We start from the raw sequence: 17,589 nt of genomic DNA, 5'->3' as shown, positions 1-17,589 counted from the left end.
AAACCAGACATAAAACGTGCGCACAGAAGAAGTAAACAATTAGGCGCAATAGAAAATAAGCGATTAAAAAGAGCAAATAATATCATCAGCAAGCTATTTTATATTACAAGAACTTCTTGCCGGGTTTATTTCTTCGTTTAAACTATTTGCCTGCTCTAATAATGCCAATTTATATTTTATTGAGATTAATTCAGCCATCATTTTTTGGGGGATATTTTCAGATGCATTACTTTTTGCGGTAATAAAAGTAACAAGGTCATCAAATAGTTTATCCATTGCATGGGTATCCATATTGGTAATCTCTTGAATTTGAGCAATATTATTTTTTATGGCCCGAGCAACGATGGATGAGGAATTTTGCCTTCTGTTTTCAGCTTTGGTAGACGCTTCATGGAATGAGGCAGACATTGATGAACTCGTTCCTAAGGGCACTGATGAATTAGATAGAGCATAGAAATCGCCAATTAGGGATAATAAATTAACGAAAAGATTACTATCATTATATCTTTCCGTTATTTCGGTTATAACCTTCTCGAACACTTCATGATGAGCCCTTTGCAAGGATGCAGTGCTGGTTGAGATGGGGTGTGAAGAGGTGAAAAACGTAAACGGTTTCTGTGGTGGCAGTACACTATTTGTTTGAGTAGGTTGTTATGATGAAGAGCAATTGTTCGGAGATACCTCGGCAGAATTCTTTTTAATTTTTGCTGGTGTCTGTTGCTTTTCAATAGAGTTAGGGTTTCTCAGACGTTTGGTTAGAACACTGAGCCCAGGGTCATTATCGGATGATATTTGCGAAAATTTACTTAAAGTTTCAGCAATCATAATCTCTGAATTCGCAGTAATAGTCGATTCATTTGGACGTGCTTTCACCACTTTTTTAGCTTTCCTTGATTTTCTAGTTGCTGAACTACCCTGGGGTTCGTTATCTGTGTCAGAGAAGGAGTCGTTTGCAATTCTCTTCGCCTTGGCTGCTTTTTTACTCTTAGTGCATGGCTGTTGATTTCCTAACTCGCTTAGTTCTTCTTCATTTGAATCTGCTCTGCTAATCCGAGCTTCTGGATTTGCCAAATCTCCAGTAGTAAGAGGTTCTTCAGGCACCATACTGGCAGTTAACTGATTAAATTTTAGGACAAAAGGATGTTTCTTCCTTAATTCTCGTGATAGTTCAAGGAGTGTCTTATATTCACGCTCTAAATCATGAGTGTTTTTATCTTCATTTTTTATCAGGGTTAGAAATTGGTAATATAAGATTTTAAATTTTTCCTCACTCGATAGAGCCGTTAATTGCGGTAATGAGTATGCATCGAGGTATGATTTTATTTTTTTTATAAATTGATGATCTTGAGTGTGGTCCAATCCGTTCTCCAAACACTCTAAATAATCAAAATGCAGCGCAAGGTCTATTGAGTCATTTGTTATTTTATTTAGATATTTTTCTGCTTGAGAAAACCAATCTATGGCGTGCGTAATTTTACCTGGAGATTGAGCAGGGTTTTCTATGGCGTTAATGAGGTCATTACTTATCTTTTTGCACGTATAAGCAAGTGCCTTATAGACCGTGTTTATTCTCTCGCTATCGGTATTAAGATTTGGCTTGTGATTAATTTGATTGTAAAGAGCGTCCATGTCGCTACATAAGGTTGGTATTTGTGTCCATGTTTCAGTTATTTTTTTATTATTTAATGTTTTTTCTGAACAATCTAAAGCTATTTCAGCAGTAGTAATAATAATTTCACCCAGAACATAGGCTAATGCATCTTGATACGGAGTATCTTTTTTAAAGTGTCTTTGGGAGCCCATTTTAATTAGCTTTCTTTTGGCTTCATTATATTGGGTTAAGGCTGCGCTGTAGTTTCTATTGGTATATTCCTTATTACCTTTAGTTTCTTCGGCAGTTCCAAAGTAGTGGTTTGTCATGGATGTTATCCTCTTTTTTGTGCTTTAAATTTGCACATCATATCACAACTTCGCTTTGTTTATCAGCACCGTGTTCTTTTATGGTGCGATTTTTGTTGTAAGCACATGCCTGACGCAATTGATGTATGACCATAAAGATAGTTTTGTTTTTGGGCGAAATGGAATTTTTATATCCATTGCGTATAATGTATATATGTAAATCTATATTGATAGCCTATTTATGACTAAAAAGAAAAGCTCCAGGTATTTTGCTTCAGCCAAAATGACTAGTCCCTATTCATTTTTTAAACAGGGTAAAGCTGCTCTACGTTCCGAGAACCAAATTAAACGAACTATGCGTGAGTTAGGCATCGATAATATGAAGCCGGATGATTATATTCCTTCTGAGCATGATAATCCCAGTCTAGTTTCGGTTAAGATGGTTGATTTATTAAGAAAGTTTAATGGCCGCGGGGTATTTGCCGAAAAGAATATTAACGAGGGAGAAACGATTGGAACCTATACAGGCACAGTATATAGCAGCGAGACGGCATATGAAGCCTATTTAAAAGAATCTGATAGTGATAACAGTTATGCAATGAAAATAAAAAAAATATTATTGATGCCAAACTTAAAGGGAATTTTACACGATTTATTAATCATTCCGACATGCAGGATAATGTGGCGTTTTTTGAAAAGAGGATCGGTAAAAATAATGTGGTAGATGTTATTGCAACAAGGAACATTCAGGCCGGTGAGCAACTGTTAATTGATTACAATACCCATGATGATCGTTTTATTTCAGAGTTCTTTTTTCTTAATCCTAATGATAGTTGGTTATCTGTACGAGAAGTTTACGATGCGTATGTGAAAGAATATCAATTGGTTAAAATGAATATTGATTTGCCGTTATTTAAGTTTAAAAAGGGTGACTTATTTTATGTGACGCAACTTGGGGTTGAAATTCTCAAAAATTATGGTGGTGAAACTATAAATAACGATGAAGATGATGATGTGATTGTTCAAGGCAGTAATTTGATTATTATTGAGGACGAAGAGGATGACATGGATGAAGATGACGAATTGAATTACCATGAATCGTTATCTTCTGTATTTTGTTTGCAAGGAAGTCAAACTGCAGGTACTGATCATAATAAGAAAGCGGTTACTCAAAAAGTAATTGATTTGCCTTTCATTAAATTGCATGAAGATGGTAAGACCATCCTCGATTTTAACCAGACAGATTCGTTTACAGCGCTTATGTATGCTTGCTATTGGGGGCAGATTGAAAATGTTAAATGGTTAATTAATGCGGGGGCTAATGTAAATCAACAGCAAAATCACTCAGGAATGAATGCTTTATTTTTTGCTTTGCAAGGCTATTGTGAAGGGCTGGTTGCTACTGATAGGTATTTAAAAATTATTCGTCTTTTAGTTGCATCTGGTGTGAATACAGCAAGCTATGATAGAACAGAACAATCTTTTTTACATAAAGCAATTGAACTACTGGGCAAAGATTCTTTTCAAACATTGATTAATCATCTTAAGGAAAAGACCGATTTTGATAAAATTTTAGACTTTCTTGATGCGAATAATATGGATCCTATCTTATCTTGTTTTCAGCAGAAGAATTTTGAAAAAGCAGAGATTTTATTAAATTGCTATCCTGGCTATTTTGAAGAGACCTTTATGCAGGAAAATGAAGATACAGAAGTGGAAAATGAAGATATAGTTGTTTTTTCAAAGATTATTAAGACGTACACGCTAGAGGATAAAAAACGTCTTTTGCAGCTGTTAAAACAATTTGAGGCGGATACATCTACCAACATTATCGATATTTTAGGTTTGCAAGAAGATTCTTCTAGTAACCTGGTATTAAAGTAATAATGGCCAACTTCGTTCAGAGCCATAAATTTTAACCCCATTTTGGGGGGATATAATTTCAAGGCTAAGTGTATTTTATCGTTTAGATTTATTAGATATGCGCTGTAATTTGGGGTAAAACTAAGTCTCTTGTTCTCAAAGATGGTGCTACTATAGGCGGGTGTTAATCAATAAACCAGGTTGGAACTGGATTTCTTCAATATTCATTTGATAAATAAAATGCACTTTAGAAAAGGTAATCTCTTGAATTATGGCTCGTCCACGAAAATATTTGCCAAGGAAGGAGACTTGACTTTCTTTTTCAAAATAGTCATGGCATTTTAATTCTAAGTGATTATCGGTAAGGCTGACCATTTGACACATATGATCATCATCCCCAATTTTCACAACTACAAACACGGGTTGCACAGGTTGAATCAACACGTCTATCTCCATTATTCAGTGTCGAGTAAAAAGACAGGGCCTTTATTTACATTTTAGTTCAAATAAAGATAAAGGTGATTTTTTTTGCGAAACGAAGGTGGTATTTGAAGGTTGGGTCGTGTGACCCAACCTTCATGATATAAGGTTGCAGATAAAGCATTGATGTTGTTGATTCAACCTATGGTTGCAATATGGGGATTAAAAAAGGTTTTAATCTATTAATTGTTCAATAATTTTTTGCAGGCTCTGGCTACTATCATAATGAATAACCAGCGAGCCTTTACCTGCTTTACCTGGCTTTAACTTAATTGCGGTTTGCAGTAGTCGTGCTAAATTATTCACTTGTTCTTGGTAGTAAAAATCAGGCATTGCAACGGGGATGGCCTCTTCTGCTGCTTTACCTGCTTTAACGCGTTCCACCAATTTTTCCGTTTCACGCACTGATAAATTTTTAGCAACAATCAATTGGGCTACCTGGTTTTGTTGTTCTTCCTCAAGCATCAGTAAGGCACGCGCATGCCCCATATCGATGTCGCCGTGTTCCAGCAACTTTTTTACCGCGGTTGATAAGGCTAGCAAACGCAAGTAATTACTTACGGCCGTGCGTGATTTGCACAGGAGATCGGCTACTTGTTGATGCGTTAAGGAAAATTCATCGGTCAATCGGTGCATGGCTCGCGCTTGGTCCATGGCATTTAAATCTTCGCGTTGTAAATTTTCCACTAAGGCCATAGCCATAGCTGTTTCATCATCAACCTGTTTTAAAATAACTGGAACTTCGCTGAGCCCTGCGAGTTGGCTGGCACGCCAGCGGCGTTCACCCGCAATAATTTCATAACGGCCGTCACTTAATTCGCGCACGATTAGGGGTTGTAGAAGTCCTTGTTTTTTAATGGATTCAGCTAATTCAATTAATGGTGCTTCTTCCATTTCACCACGTGGTTGGTATTTACCTGGTTGTAAGCATTCAACTGCAAGTTTTAGACTTTCAGCGGCAGGCTTTTCATTTAAAAGAATAGTGGCGGGTTGGCTTAATAAGGCGGATAAATTACGTCCTAAACCACTGCGTTTTACTGTCATAAATTACCCCATTTAACCTACTACAGCTTGTTTATTAATCACCTCAGAAGCCAGTACCATATAGGCTGCGGCACCAGGGGATGATTTGTCGTATTGTAGTGCTGGCATGCCATGACTGGGTGCTTCTGCCAGACGGACATTGCGTGGTACTACGGTTCTATAGACTTTTGCCGGAAAGTGTTCAATTAATTGTTTTGATACGTCAGAACATAGACGATTGCGTGCATCGTACATGGTGCGCAGAACGCCCTCAAGGTGCAAGCGTGGATTTACCGAAGCTTTCACTTGCTCAATGGTGGATAAGAGTGCGGCTAAACCTTCCAATGCATAATATTCACATTGCATGGGAATGAGTACAGAATCAGCGGCCACAAATGCATTAATGGTTAATGTGTTCAATGCTGGTGGGCAGTCAATCAGAATGTAATCATAGCTGCTTTGCAAGGGTTGTAATGCTTTATATAAAAAGGTTTCACGATGGTTGCGTTCCATAAGGCTAACTTCTGCAACCGTTAGGTCGTCATTACCAGGAAGCAAATCATAACCGCAGGTTGTCGTCAGACAGGCTTGTTCTGCCAGACAGTCGTGTAATAACACATCATTCGTGGTATGCACCAATTGGTTTTTATCAACACCACTACCCATGGTTGCATTGCCCTGGGGATCCAAATCAATCAATAAGACTTGTTGGCGATTTGCCGCCAGGGAGGCAGATAAATTAATAGCGGTAGTAGTTTTACCTACGCCACCTTTTTGATTGGCAATGGCTATGACTTTCGCCATGATTAATTCCTTGGTTGTGTGTTCTCTATAAGGACGCAACAGCGTTCACCCTCAACACCTTCAACAGTATAGTGTTCTACTTTGTAGCTTTGTTTTATTTCGAGCAGCTCGGCATCAGGATGACGCCCCTTCATTGCCAGCCATATTCCATCATTGGCAATCAGATGTTCTGTCCATTGAACCATTTGTGCAAGACTACTAAATGCTCGACTTACTACTGTATCAAAACCTTGCGTCGGGTGGTAGTTTTCGACCCTAAAATGTACAACTTCAAGATTTTTTAAGTGCAATTGGCGTTTTACTTCATTAAGGAAGCGTGTTTTTTTGCCATTAGAGTCCAATAAAACAAAATTTTGTTCCGGTTTGGCGATCGCCAGTGGAATGCCGGGCAGTCCGGGGCCGGTGCCAACATCAATGATGTGCCTCCCATTTACCCACGGCAAAATAGCCAGACTATCGAGTAGATGTTTGCTGATCATCGATTCCAGATCGCGAACGGCGGTTAGATTATAAGCGGCATTCCATTTTTTAAGTAAGAATAAATAATTGGAGAGCTGGGGCTCAAGAGCGCCTAGGCCAAATTGTTCTAATCCCTGCTCCAGCAGTAATTTGCTTTGTGCGTCGTTGTTCATGCGTTGAGCCGTTGTTTTTTGAGGTGGACTAAAAGCAACGATAGAGCCGCCGGCGTAACGCCGGAAATACGTCCTGCTTGTGCCAGCGAGGTTGGTTTTATCTTTGTTAGTTTTTGAATGACTTCATTGGATAAACCCGTAACCTCATTGTAATCAAGCGATTCAGGCAAGGCGGTATGCTCTTGCTTACGCATCTTTTCAATATCTTGCTGTTGCCTGTCGATATAACCGGCGTATTTGTTTTGAATTTCTATTTGCTCACTGACTGCGGGTGGCAATTCGGGCAAACCTAGATCCGTCAACATTAATAAATGTTGGTAATTAATTTCTGGGCGTTTGATGAATTCAGAGGCGCGATTATCGTGTTGCATGGGATTGAGCAAAATTTCTTTAAGGGCGTCATTATGACCGACGCGAACCCAGGTATTATGCAGTAAGGCTTGGGTTGCTTCTATGGCTTCACGTTTAGCAGAAAACTGGTACCAACGCTCGTCACCCACTAGGCCAAGCTCACGGCCTTTGGCGGTTAAACGCAGATCGGCATTGTCTTCACGTAATAATAAACGGTATTCCGCGCGCGAAGTAAACATCCGGTATGGTTCTTGAGTACCGCAGGTGATTAAATCATCAATTAATACGCCGATATAGGCTTCATCACGCCGTGGGCACCATAGTTCTTTTTCTTGTACTTGTAAGGCTGCATTCATCCCGGCAATGATTCCCTGAGCCGCTGCTTCTTCATAGCCTGTAGTACCATTTATTTGACCGGCAAAGAAGAGATTGGGAATCGGCTTGGTTTGTAAGAACGAAGTTAAGCCGCGTGGATCAAAGTAATCATATTCTATGGCATAACCGGGGCGGGTAATATGGGCATTTTCAAAGCCTTTGAGCGTACGCACAAATTGTACTTGGACATCAAAAGGCAGGCTGGTAGAAATGCCATTGGGATAAATTTCTTCTGTTGTTAAACCTTCAGGCTCGACAAAGATTTGATGGGATAATTTATCTGCAAAGCGGACGATTTTATCTTCGATTGATGGACAATAACGTGGGCCTATGCCTTCAATTACGCCGGCATACATTGGCGATTGATGTAGATTATTACGAATAATTTCATGCGTTGCTTCAGTGGTATGCGTGATATGACACGATACTTGTTGGGGATGATCACTACGCGTACCGATGTAAGAAAATACTGGCAGCGGGGTATCCCCTGGTTGTTCGACCATTTGGCTGTAATCAAGTGAACGGCGGTCAATACGTGGTGGTGTTCCAGTTTTTAAGCGGCCAACCGGTAAATCAAGAGCACGTAAGCTATGGGCCAAGGCAATCGCCGGCGGATCGCCCGCGCGCCCTCCCGCATATTGGCTCATGCCGACATGAATTTTACCGCCTAAGAAGGTGCCTACCGTCAGGACAACTGCGCGGGCGCGCAAGGTGTAGCCCAATTGCGTAATTACGCCGCTTACTCGTCCGCCTTCGATAATTAAATCATCGACTGCTTGCTGGAATAAAGTCAGGTTGGGTTGTGATTGCAATTGTTCGCGAATTGCTTGTCGGTAGAGCACACGGTCGGCCTGGGCTCGCGTCGCACGCACCGCCGGTCCTTTGGATGCATTTAAGGTGCGAAACTGGATGCCGGCTTTATCTGCGGCTTTTGCCATTGCGCCATCTAAGGCATCAATTTCTTTAACTAAATGGCCCTTGCCAATCCCACCGATGGCGGGATTACATGACATTTGTCCCAATAAATCCATATTGTGTGTCAGCAATAAAGTTTGCACACCCATGCGCGCTGCAGCTAAGGCTGCTTCTGTACCCGCATGGCCACCACCTACTACAATAACATCATATAATTTTTCAAGATTCATAATCTGATCATTAATTGTGTAACAAAAAGAGCAATTATACACTTTTTTTACAATTGACCCAAGGGCTAATGCGAGGAATTAATTTGGGCGCGCTGTAGTTATGGTTTGCTTGCCTCTCGTGCTAAAGATGTAGGTGTGTTCTGAGATGCAAGTGCATTAAACTCCCGCTGTGGTTCGTTTATTTGTTTTAACGGGTTTTTGTCCAAAAAGCGTAGGCTCATTCTTTTGCTTAAACTGTGTTTATGAGCCCGCTTTATTTTATCAGTGTTTTGCTTAGGCATGGTTTCTAGTTCCCTAACCTGTTGTTTTAATTGTTTAAAGTGCTCTGCAAAGAATAAGGGATTTAGTTCTGTAGTGCGATAGAATGTATTATTTATGCTAATTATTTTCTCAATAAGGGTTTTAAATTTTGCAAAGGATTTTATCACTACTTGTGCCTCCTTGAGCGAAGCACGGTTTGTCTCCTGCATGTCTTTTCCTGCTTTGTTGGTTGTCGGTAGTTTTTTAGCAAACCATGCCATTAATTTATTTGCGAGCTGGCTGGGTGGGTAGGGTGTTTTTTTAACAAGAACACCAGGCAAGATATCTTTGCTAAGGTAGTTCTGCTCCAGATTATCGAACAGTGATTCTAAATCAGGTGTGGTATTATCCAGATCAATCACATCTATTTCTCTGCTTTGATGTCTTAATGAATCTGTATAAATAGTTTCTTCATCAGGGGCTTCATAGTGGGTGATAAATGCTGGTAAATTAGTTTGACTGTCACTGCGGGTAAAATTAGCTGCTAACTTAACTGCCATTAAGGTCTTTAACAGGCTGCCTACTACTTCTAGACGTACTAAATCAACTTTATTTCCATCATTAGCAAAGGTAATGTCACTGAGCAAATGCCCTATAAACGGTAAGGATTTGGCGTAAGCACTATACATTTGCCGCATGTATTTGCAATTGTTTTCTTTACTGACCATGCGGTTAATTTCGGCAACACGTTCTTGATCCTGGCTGGGCAGTTTGGCAAAAATGGTGGTTAATCTAGCGATAGCATGGTTATTAAAGATACTGCCAAGCAGCATTACACTGTGCATATCATGGTTTTTTTCGCGCTGAAAAGAGCAGAGAATCGGAAATAATTCAAGCACAAATTGCAACGCATTTTGGATCTTATTTGTGGGTTGAGCCAGTATTTTTTTATAAAATAAGCACTTAGTTTATTGAAACAATGAGTAAAGGCAACAATTTGTGGTGAACGCTCATCGCGATTTTGTTCAAGCCAATTGTTCTTATTAAATTCATGAATGGATACGTGTTGATAAAAAGAGAGGGTTAGCATGTGCAATTCATGCGCAATTAGTAAAACGTGTTGTGTTCTATTGGTTCGTGAAAGACTTAGTGCTTGCTCGACCAATGCGTCAAATGAAGAGTTATGTTTAGTATGGTCAATCTTGCTAATCTCTTGATTTAATAGATAAAAATTTCTTAATAGTGGTTGCTTATTTAATAAAGAGGCGAATTCTAACGCCTGTTGCAAGAGCTCGTTAATTTGTTCGCCCAAGGTGCCTAATTTATCTGCATTTAATTTGTATATAAAGCGCAAGTGAGTATTTATAACCGGACTTAGCTTAATTCTATCGTTTGCATGTTGAAATAATAAGTGCACGATAATCAAATTAGCGATGGTTTTCTGATCGTGATCCAACGCAGGATATAACATTCGCAAGCAAATGAGGATTTCTACAAATTGATGGGCGCAAAGGAGACTTAACACCCTGTTTTTTAGGCGACTCTCATCAAATTCGCGTTTAGAATTAATGCATTCTTGACATGCGGTTAATAACCAAAGTATCTCATCCAGGGGCATCTCTTTTAATGGATCGGCTTTAGGCCGTGGTTTAGTTGGAAGAGCGCCGCGCGGTTCTGCATCAGCCATTAAATTATTATGAGCCAGCAAGTAAGTAAACATTTGCAATAAACTTTGCATCTTATGTTGAATTTGTTTGTGGGATTCAGTAACCAAGGGATGTAAGACATCCAGGGTTTGGGAAATTACTGCTTGGGCGGCGGCAATATCAGAGGTTATTTCCTTGAGTTCAAAATCATCACTTAATGCATATAGTTCACAGCTGCTATTAAATTGTGCTTGTAATAAACTATAGGTTGGGGAATGGCCCTCTACTTTATATGATGTAATAAGTTCCTGTAATTGCCGGCTCATCTTAGCTAAATAGATGCTGTCTTCCTGCTCATTTTCTTCTTCAGCTTCGCTTGCTATATAGCTTCCTGAAGAGCTTGTCGCATAGGTGGTAAATGAATGAGATGAACCAAGAGTACTTAGCGCAGAAATGGCATCATTTGATTCACTTCCAGACGAGAGAAAGGGGAATACTTTGCGTAAACTAGCGTCAGGGCTTTGGCTGTATGGTTGGAGCCTAAGATCAGGGGATTGCTTTGCAGGTAATTCAAGATGTAATAATGCTTGCTTTAGCGCGTTATTCATTCCTGCTAAAGACATTGCTGTTTTACCTTCTAAGTTCTTGAGTGAGCGATCAATACTTTTATTTTTCACTAAAGCTTTAACGGCCCACAATTGGTTCGCTAAAACGGCTGCATGCAAGGGGGTATTCCCTTTCTTATTGGGGATGTTTAATAGCGTTGGGACGTATTGCAGTAGAATCTCCAGAAGCATAGCCAAGTCTTCAGGATGCCTTGCGGCATAATGCAAAATAGTGCATCCTGATTTATCACCCACAAGTGCTTTTGCACACCAGACTGGATGTTGTAGTAATTTATTAAGGACTTGGGGTTTATTTGCTGAGACTAAAAGATGAAGTATACTTTTATCACGAACAAAGGTTAGATTCAGTAAGGAAGGGTCTTTTTCAATCCATTTGGCAAGTTTTATCGCCATTGTGTTTTGATCCGCCGTAGGAGAGGAAATTAACTTGACTATTTTTTCTTTACTCATGATATGGTTTCCTTTTTAAATCTTAACTTTAATCGTTAATTAGGCGACGTATGGTGTTTTTGCAATTTATTAGGTGTACAGTATTCGCTGATTTTGTGGAAAAATTGCCTACGGAGTGCAATAATAGCACAAAAAGGCATCATTGAATATTTCTTGTCTATTTTCTGGGGTAGATGCAATAGCGTCAAGCTCAGCACGGTTCCTTTGTTTTGCTGCTTGTCTACGGAATCCTACTTGTTTTACACGAGATCCTCTGCCTACTTCGCGTGATGCCTATGGAAGTGTATGCTGCGGGTAATTGATTGAAGATTATCTTTACTGGGTGCGCAATTAAGCATGAACACGTTTTAATAGTGACTAGAAAATTATTGTGCTTCAAGGCGTTGCTCTTCGCATAGGCGAAGAGCAAATTCGCGAGACAAGTGTACTTAAGCAGGATTAATTGGTGGCAAAATTGTAGTTTTATTTTTAGCGCTGTACGTTGTTTGTTTGAGATTTTGGACGCTACGCCATAATTCATCACCACGCCATAAGTTTTTTCCTGCATCCTGATATAATGCTTGGGAGAGGATTTGTACTTGTTTTTTTAATGAGGCATCGGTTATCAGACGAGTTACATCCATCAGATTCAACATGGGGGCATCAGGCCAATGCAAACGCGCCCATGTTAATAATGCATCGCGTGCATGTTGAGGATTACCGTGGATGCAGGCGGTATGGAGTTCATGCATGGCTTTTTTATAGGCCCCTTTACCAGTATTGCGGTTACGTTTTTGCCATCCCCATAAACCTAAAGTGAGTAGCCAGGCTAGGGCGAAAAATCCGGCAATGAGCCATGCCCAATTGTTTGTTGTGGACGCTGATGCGGATATTGTTTGTGCTGTCGGGAGCGTGTCTGGTGTTGCTGGTACCGCTGGTTGCTTGTTATTTGGCGTCGTAGGAACAGTGCTTGATGGGCTGACGTCGATACTTCTTGGCGCTAAAGCGCTATTTCTTCTTTACCGGTTTCGGTGTTAAACCATGGTAATCTTAATTCTGGGATGGTGATTTTACCGCTCTTATTGAGTAAGTAGGTGACTTTAATTTTTGTAGTACTGATCAGCTCACCTTGGATAATTTGATTTTTTTCTTGTCCCTTTTCTGGATAGACGTTAAAGGCATCGGTTTCAGCAAAATTAAGCATTGGCAATAGTTGCGCGGGGATACCGACTCCTTCTAGTGTTACGGTGCGCACCAATGTGCTACCCTCACTTAATGTTTGGCTAATATTTTCATATTTTTCAGTTAATTTAACTTGTTTTGCGGGTAGCCATTTCTTGTCTGCATACTGTTTGGGTATGGGCTGTACGTTTAAGGTAATGGTTTTATCTTCGACTTTGACGCGTTGCGGTTCAAAGTTGTAAACCAGAGCGTTAAAGACGGGGGAGGTAATCTTTAAGGGGCCGCTTTTTTGCGGGAAAATAGCATAACTTTGCTCTTCAACAAGATATTGCACGTTATTTTTTTGAGTTTGATAACGCTTTTCGCTGCCAAGAGGCACTAATAACGCATTGTCTACCTTAGGACCTTGATAATTAGCATCGAGCAATTGCTTTGAATTATATAAGGTGACTTTATAAGTAATTTGTTGATTTACGTAAGGATTCTTCTCGTTAACTTCTGTAGTTAACATAATATCTTGCTGCTTAGTGGGCTGTTTAACTGCTGCGTCATTAGCGTTCGCATCAGTATCAGTATTAGCTACGCTAATGGTTAAGGGCGCAGTTTGTTCGTTGCCTATTTTTATGGGTGGAATGGTTAGCGTCCCTACTTTTTGGGCTTTTAAAGTAATCGTCCAGGTACTGGAGGATTGAGTTTGACCATTGATAATGGCGTAATTAACGCTGCGTTCCGTACCTAAAATAAAAAAATCTTTTCGTAGAGGGGTAAGATCGGGAATGCCGCTACCAGTTTGCAGATTATCCTGGGTTAGCATTAAGCGGAATGGTTCCTCTAAACTGACTTGTGAAGAATCCAGTTGCAGTTGCACCTCAGCTTGGGCCAGTACACTGAATAAACAAAAAAATCCACTTATTATTAACTTGTTCATTGATACCATCCACGTTGTCTTCTTAAATGATCACGTAAAAATTTCTCACGCATTAATCCACCTGGATCATCTGGAATCAGCCGTAACCATTGTTCTTTTGCCTGTTGTTTTTCACGATCAGCTTCCGTTTGCTGTTCCTTGTTTTGCTGTTCCTTGTTTTGCTGTTCCTTGTTTTGCTGTTCCTTGTTTTGCTGTTCCTTGTTTTGCTGTTCCTTGTTTTGTTGTTCCTTGTTTTGTTGTTCCTTGTTTTGTTGTTCCTTTTCAATAAATTGGCAACTAATTTACGATTGTAAATTGCATCCTTATTGGCAGGATTAAGCGTTAGGGCTTTATCGTACGCTTTGATTGCTTCCTCATATTGTCCCAAATGAGCCAAGGCATTCCCGCTATTATAATAGCCTTGTTCATTCTTTAATTCTTGATACAACGCAGTGGCTTTTTGATAATCGCCCGCGCGGTATGCGGCGGTAGCGGCCCAGTCATTGCGGGTAAACGTTTGTTGTGCTTCATTAAATTTCTTTTTAGCCAACAAGTCTTGCCCTTGTTGATCGGGGGTGGACCATAAGTCTTGCCATTGCCAGGCATGAGTTGATAAAGACACACATAAGGCAAGTAAAATAACTAAATAACGGCTCATACGACAATCCTCTGCAGCCAACCGCGGCGAAATACGGGCAAAAGTAAAAGTAGGGCAGGTATTAAAAACCAGCGTCCTTCATCACGCCATAGTGGAATATCTTCGTCTTTATTCAGAGTGAATTGTTTATTCGCACTGGCAGTAATCCACTGGGTTAAATCACTGGAGTCAGAGCGGTATTTTAATACTTGTCCTTCACCTGCCTCGGCAAAACGTTGATACAAAGGATTTAATTTTTTATCTGCTGTAATCGGCATAATCGATGAATAAATACCGCTTTGCGCTAGTTTTTTTGCCAAAGCAATGGCTTCTGACGAAGGTGAATCGGCTGTTAATACTAAAATTTGTCCATAAGCGTAGCCTGCTTGTTTGATTAATTGGTTTGCTGCATCCAAAGCTGTGGTGAGATTTTGTCCGGTGACGGGCATAATGTCTGGGGTTAATGAGGACAACAAGGAGGCAATAGTTTGGCCATCGTCAGTAAGTGGGGAAACGATGAAGGGTTCTCCGGTAAAGGCAACCAGACCAAACTGGCCAATATCTTTATGCGCCAATAAATCGCGTAATTTAAATTTGGCGCGGCTCAGACGATTAGGACTTAAATCCCCTGCCATCATATTCTCAGACATATCCAATACTAAAATTCGAGGTTGCACCGGTTTGTAAGTTGCTACTGGCAGCTTATACCAGACTGGTCCGGCGCTACTGATAATCATAAACAGCATGCTGATGAGTATACAAGACAGAGATCCCATGCGTTGTCCCGTGCCTTTTTTTTGCAGTAAATGATCCAGCAAATGGGGATCACAAATTGCAGACCAGGCACGAAGTTGGGGTTTCTGTTGCCACAGGGTGAAGGCTAGTCCTAATAAGGGCAGGCTCATTAGTAGCCACCAAGGTCGTAAAAAATGAAAATTGGCGATCACGATGTTAAGGCCTCCTGCTTGTGCAGCAATGCATTTGCTCTTAAGCGCAAATTTGCTTTGCTAGTAAGCCAGTACAGGCTGAGCAATAAGGCTAAGCCAACAAACCACGGATAATATTCAATTTGTGGACGTACGCTCGCTTGTTCTTGGCTTACTCTTTCTAATTGATTAATTGTTTTATAAATTGAATTTAAGGTTGCGGTATCAGTAGCCCGGAAATAACGTCCTCCAGTCATGGCGGACATTTCTTTTAGGGTTTCTTCATCAAGATCTGCAGCGGCCGCTTGCATGAGAAAGCCATTCGTTAGCGCTCTGGGGTCTGTCGCTGCACCTAAGCCAATGGTATAGATTTTGATGCCCTCATCTTTCGCTAATTCAGCGGCTTTTAATGGTTCGAGGATGCCTGAGTTATTGGCACCATCGGTCAGTAAAATAATCACGCGACCTTTTTGCGGCACCGCATCTAAACGCTTCACGGCCAAGCCAACAGCGTCACCAATAGACGTTGTTTTTCCTGCGAGTCCTACGGTTGCATCTTCAATGCGTAAAAGCACTGTTTGGCGGTCATAGGTTAGTGGCGTCTGCAGATAGGCACGGCTGCCAAAGAGAATTAACCCGATTTTATCACCTAAACGGTCACGGACAAATTGCTCGGCGGCATTTTTAACTACAGTTAAGCGACTTGCGGGGCGGTCATGTAATATCATGTCTGGGATTTCCATACTGCCTGATAAATCCAGAGCCATCATGATATTGTATCCTTCACGCTCTATGGGTTTGGGTTCACCAAGCCAACGTGGGCCGGCCATCGCAAAAACCAGTAATAACCAAACCAATGCCGGAATTAACAACGAAGATTGGGCGACAAAGGATTGCTTTTCTTGATTGGCAATGCCAACCATGGCCGCAAAAAATGGTACGTTCAATGCTGTCGGTAGTTTTATTTTTGCCTTGGGTATGAAGAACCAAACGAGCAAAGGTAAGGGGAGCAGTAATAAAACCCAGGGATTGGCTAATGTGAACACGGTATTCTCCTTTGCTTAATCCATAGCCTGGCTTGGTTAAATAGTGGCTCGAGGTTCATAGTGTCCTGTGTTTTAAACGGGGCGTCTAACAGCATATGGCGTACGGAGAGAAAATCAATGCCGTTGCCAGTTTGATTTAAAAACTGCAACCAGGCTTCGCCGTGCAGGCTTGCAACATGCTCTCTGGGAAAATAAACTAAAGCCACGCGCCGGAGTAATTCGGAAATATGGGCGCTGGTTAACGGAACATTACGCTCTTTTTCATAGTGTGCTTGATAGGTTGCTAATAAAAGCAAGGCTTGTTTTTTAGCCAAAGCATAACGATAACGCTTATAAACACGGTAAGCAAGGTATAGCACCAGCAGTAAAACAAGTGCAATAAGCAGATACCAACCTGGGGCAAGTGGCCACCAACTCACGGGCTCTGGAAGATGAATGTCTTTTAATTGTGCCAAGGGATCGGTTTTAGCCACGAGACCTCCTGGGAAAAGTGCGACGGACTAACTGGGGTAAATCGCTGTCGGCAGTGGTTTGTACGTATTGAATCTGCATGCGTTTAAATTGTTCTTGCAACTGCATTATTCTTTGCTGGCAGTAATGCTCATACGCCGTATTGATCGAGCGTAAACTCGTATCCAATATGATTTCCTGTTCGCCATTAGTGATGGCATATTGCTGAGGCTTGGGGGGGGCTAATTCAATGCGGTCGCAAATATGATAGGCAAGGAGGTCATTGTGGTCGCATAATCGGTTTAAGTGCTGTTTGCAGTCTGCGTCCATAGAATAAAAATCACTGATTAATACGATGATACTTCCTGGTTTGACAACTCGGCGTAAGCGAATTAACGCATCACTAAGTAATCTGGGTTGCATTTCCCGTTGTGCCTCAGTTTGCTTTGTATAGTGGCTTAGCGCGGCCAGCAGTGGCAGAACACCTAAATCACGCCCGCGAGGCGTAAATTCACTATGTTCTTTTGCTGAAAATAATAGCCCACCTACGCGATCCCCTTGTTTGATTACCGTCCACGCCAAAAGCGCCGCTAAACGTGCGGCAACGACGGATTTGAAGGCGATACGGGTGCCAAAAATCATTGAGGGGTTAAAATCGGCGAGAATGACTACCGGGCGTTCGCGCTCTTCTTGATAAAGTTTAACATGTGGTCTGCCAGTACGCGCTGTCACGCGCCATTCCATGTGTCGGACTTCGTCACCGGCCTGGTAATTTCTGACTTCAGCAAAATCCATCCCGCGCCCGCGAATCTTGGAAAGATGGGTGCCCGCACGTACGGATTTTCCTTCCGGTTGATAATGAGCTGATTGTGCATAACGCCTTAAATCAATCAGCTCATTTAATTCTGCTATAACGCCATCAGCCATA

The 17,589-nt window shown here is 41.1% G+C and carries 15 protein-coding genes and 2 pseudogenes; 2 read left to right on the top strand and 15 right to left on the bottom strand.

From position 1 onward, the window contains the following. Positions 1-93: 93 nt before the first annotated feature. Positions 94-408, bottom strand: a complete 315-nt coding sequence (locus LDG_RS01720; RefSeq protein ID WP_040534135.1) for a hypothetical protein — start codon at positions 406-408, stop codon at positions 94-96. 243 nt (positions 409-651) lie between these two features. Further along, positions 652-1,920 carry a hypothetical protein gene (locus LDG_RS01715; protein WP_006869370.1) on the bottom strand — a complete coding sequence of 423 codons (1,269 nt, stop codon included), beginning with the start codon at positions 1,918-1,920 and terminating at the stop codon, positions 652-654. Between the two features lie 220 nt (positions 1,921-2,140). Between LDG_RS01715 and LDG_RS18295 the strand changes: the two genes are divergently transcribed. Further along, positions 2,141-2,623: an SET domain-containing protein gene (locus tag LDG_RS18295; RefSeq protein WP_050805500.1), complete on the top strand. Its 483-nt coding sequence runs from the start codon at positions 2,141-2,143 to the stop codon at positions 2,621-2,623. Next, positions 2,515-3,783, top strand: a complete 1,269-nt coding sequence (locus LDG_RS01710) for an ankyrin repeat domain-containing protein (RefSeq protein WP_324602955.1) — start codon at positions 2,515-2,517, stop codon at positions 3,781-3,783. The genes LDG_RS18295 and LDG_RS01710 overlap by 109 nt, the downstream gene beginning before the upstream one ends. Before the next feature lie 150 nt (positions 3,784-3,933). Here LDG_RS01710 and LDG_RS01705 read toward each other — a convergent pair whose 3' ends face one another. The 13 genes and pseudogenes from LDG_RS01705 to LDG_RS01645 all read right to left on the bottom strand — a co-directional run bounded on the left by LDG_RS01705 (position 3,934) and on the right by LDG_RS01645 (position 17,588). Continuing rightward, the gene (locus LDG_RS01705; RefSeq protein ID WP_040534133.1) at positions 3,934-4,206 is read right to left on the bottom strand and encodes a hypothetical protein; all 273 of its coding nucleotides are present in this window, start codon (positions 4,204-4,206) and stop codon (positions 3,934-3,936) included. A 210-nt stretch (positions 4,207-4,416) separates the two neighbouring features. Beyond that, a complete protein-coding gene (locus tag LDG_RS01700; RefSeq protein ID WP_006869366.1) occupies positions 4,417-5,286 on the bottom strand; it encodes a ParB/RepB/Spo0J family partition protein in 870 nt (289 codons plus the stop codon). Between the two features lie 12 nt (positions 5,287-5,298). After that, positions 5,299-6,069, bottom strand: coding sequence for a ParA family protein (locus LDG_RS01695; protein WP_006869365.1), 771 nt, complete (start codon positions 6,067-6,069; stop codon positions 5,299-5,301). A 2-nt stretch (positions 6,070-6,071) separates the two neighbouring features. Next, entirely contained in the window at positions 6,072-6,701 is a 630-nt protein-coding gene (rsmG, locus tag LDG_RS01690; RefSeq protein WP_006869364.1) for a 16S rRNA (guanine(527)-N(7))-methyltransferase RsmG, read from the bottom strand. Continuing rightward, on the bottom strand, positions 6,698-8,572 hold the full coding sequence (gene mnmG, locus LDG_RS01685) for a tRNA uridine-5-carboxymethylaminomethyl(34) synthesis enzyme MnmG (protein WP_006869363.1): 1,875 nt from the start codon (positions 8,570-8,572) through the stop codon (positions 6,698-6,700). The genes rsmG and mnmG overlap by 4 nt, the downstream gene beginning before the upstream one ends. Positions 8,573-8,670: 98 nt before the next feature. After that, positions 8,671-9,657, bottom strand: a complete 987-nt coding sequence (locus tag LDG_RS01680) for a RasGEF domain-containing protein (protein WP_083821356.1) — start codon at positions 9,655-9,657, stop codon at positions 8,671-8,673. Then, entirely contained in the window at positions 9,645-11,534 is a 1,890-nt protein-coding gene (locus LDG_RS01675) for an ankyrin repeat domain-containing protein (protein WP_006869361.1), read from the bottom strand. Before LDG_RS01675 ends, LDG_RS01680 begins: the two co-directional genes overlap by 13 nt. Positions 11,535-11,962: 428 nt before the next feature. Then, positions 11,963-13,623 (bottom strand): annotated as a pseudogene (locus tag LDG_RS01670) (BatD family protein). Next, a pseudogene (locus tag LDG_RS01665) lies at positions 13,620-14,260 on the bottom strand (tetratricopeptide repeat protein). The pseudogenes LDG_RS01670 and LDG_RS01665 overlap by 4 nt, the downstream one beginning before the upstream one ends. Further along, positions 14,257-15,186: a VWA domain-containing protein gene (locus tag LDG_RS01660; protein ID WP_006869356.1), complete on the bottom strand. Its 930-nt coding sequence runs from the start codon at positions 15,184-15,186 to the stop codon at positions 14,257-14,259. Before LDG_RS01660 ends, LDG_RS01665 begins: the two are co-directional and overlap by 4 nt. Next, entirely contained in the window at positions 15,183-16,211 is a 1,029-nt protein-coding gene (locus LDG_RS01655) for a VWA domain-containing protein (protein ID WP_006869355.1), read from the bottom strand. The genes LDG_RS01660 and LDG_RS01655 overlap by 4 nt, the downstream gene beginning before the upstream one ends. Further along, positions 16,199-16,684, bottom strand: coding sequence for a DUF4381 domain-containing protein (locus LDG_RS01650; protein WP_006869354.1), 486 nt, complete (start codon positions 16,682-16,684; stop codon positions 16,199-16,201). The genes LDG_RS01655 and LDG_RS01650 overlap by 13 nt, the downstream gene beginning before the upstream one ends. Continuing rightward, on the bottom strand, positions 16,677-17,588 hold the full coding sequence (locus LDG_RS01645) for a DUF58 domain-containing protein (RefSeq protein WP_006869353.1): 912 nt from the start codon (positions 17,586-17,588) through the stop codon (positions 16,677-16,679). The genes LDG_RS01650 and LDG_RS01645 overlap by 8 nt, the downstream gene beginning before the upstream one ends. Between the last annotated feature and the right edge of the window lies 1 nt (position 17,589).

This window comes from Legionella drancourtii LLAP12 (genome assembly GCF_000162755.2).
In the GTDB taxonomy this organism is placed as follows: domain Bacteria; phylum Pseudomonadota; class Gammaproteobacteria; order Legionellales; family Legionellaceae; genus Legionella; species Legionella drancourtii.
Note: the sequence above shows the minus strand (reverse complement) of the source record. Positions and strands in the feature narration are given on the sequence as shown.

Excerpts from the sequence above, each read along its gene's own strand:
- LDG_RS01720 (WP_040534135.1), bottom strand. The coding sequence starts at position 408 with ATGTCTGCCTCATTCCATGAAGCGTCTACCAAAGCTGAAAACAGAAGG.
- LDG_RS01715 (WP_006869370.1), bottom strand. The coding sequence starts at position 1,920 with ATGACAAACCACTACTTTGGAACTGCCGAAGAAACTAAAGGTAATAAG.
- LDG_RS18295 (WP_050805500.1), top strand. The coding sequence starts at position 2,141 with ATGACTAAAAAGAAAAGCTCCAGGTATTTTGCTTCAGCCAAAATGACT.
- LDG_RS01700 (WP_006869366.1), bottom strand. The coding sequence starts at position 5,286 with ATGACAGTAAAACGCAGTGGTTTAGGACGTAATTTATCCGCCTTATTA.
- LDG_RS01695 (WP_006869365.1), bottom strand. The coding sequence starts at position 6,069 with ATGGCGAAAGTCATAGCCATTGCCAATCAAAAAGGTGGCGTAGGTAAA.
- rsmG (WP_006869364.1), bottom strand. The coding sequence starts at position 6,701 with ATGAACAACGACGCACAAAGCAAATTACTGCTGGAGCAGGGATTAGAA.
- mnmG (WP_006869363.1), bottom strand. The coding sequence starts at position 8,572 with ATGAATCTTGAAAAATTATATGATGTTATTGTAGTAGGTGGTGGCCAT.
- LDG_RS01680 (WP_083821356.1), bottom strand. The coding sequence starts at position 9,657 with ATGCACAGTGTAATGCTGCTTGGCAGTATCTTTAATAACCATGCTATC.
- LDG_RS01675 (WP_006869361.1), bottom strand. The coding sequence starts at position 11,534 with ATGAGTAAAGAAAAAATAGTCAAGTTAATTTCCTCTCCTACGGCGGAT.
- LDG_RS01645 (WP_006869353.1), bottom strand. The coding sequence starts at position 17,588 with ATGGCTGATGGCGTTATAGCAGAATTAAATGAGCTGATTGATTTAAGG.